At 53.7% G+C, this 697-nt stretch carries 1 protein-coding gene; it reads right to left on the reverse strand.

Translation table 11 applies throughout. The features are described 5' to 3' along the window. Window positions 1–697: RNA-guided endonuclease InsQ/TnpB family protein (locus KR51_RS16635; RefSeq protein WP_022609331.1), on the reverse strand; the 697-nt coding region annotated here is incomplete at both ends.

Consider the following 697-nt stretch of genomic DNA (forward strand, 5'->3'; position numbering starts at 1 on the left):
GCGTTGCGGTCCCTGTTTAGAACCAGTCCGCAGGAGGGGCAGCTATGCACCCTGTCAGCCAGCGTCTTTGGTACCCGCTCACCACAGCCCGAACATTCAATGCTGGTTCCGCGTGGATTCTCGGCAATGGTTAACTTGGCAGCTCTTTCAGCCTTCCAAGCGCCCATTTGCAAGAATGTACCCCATGCAGCATCAGCGATTGACTTCGCCAGTCTGGTGCGAGCAAGTCCTTTGATATTTAGCTTTTCGTGAGCAACAACATCGTACTTTGAGAACAGCGAATCCCACACCTTAGAAAAGAAGTCGCGCCGCTGACGCGATATCTTTAGATGCAGTTTGGCGATGCGATTCACCTGTTTGCGCCAGCGATTTGACCCCTTTTTCTGCCTAGATAGCTGCCGCTGCAACTTGGCTAGCTTCAGCTCCGAGCGTCGAAAGAACTGCGGGATTGGAACGCTGTCACCGTCACTGGCGACCAAGAAGTCCTTCAGCCCAACGTCAATGCCGACGGACTTAGCCATATCGACATCAGAAGTAGGTAGCGGAACGGTCTTGTCTTCCAGTAGCAGGCTCACATACCAGCCATCGGCCTTTCGCGTTACCTTGGCGGTCTTGATGGTGAACCCGTCAGGTATCGGGCGATGAAGGATTAGCTTCACCTGACCAATCTTGGGCAGTGCGATTCGACTTCCCTCAA

This window comes from Rubidibacter lacunae KORDI 51-2 (assembly GCF_000473895.1).
In the GTDB taxonomy this organism is placed as follows: Bacteria; Cyanobacteriota; Cyanobacteriia; order Cyanobacteriales; family Rubidibacteraceae; genus Rubidibacter; species Rubidibacter lacunae.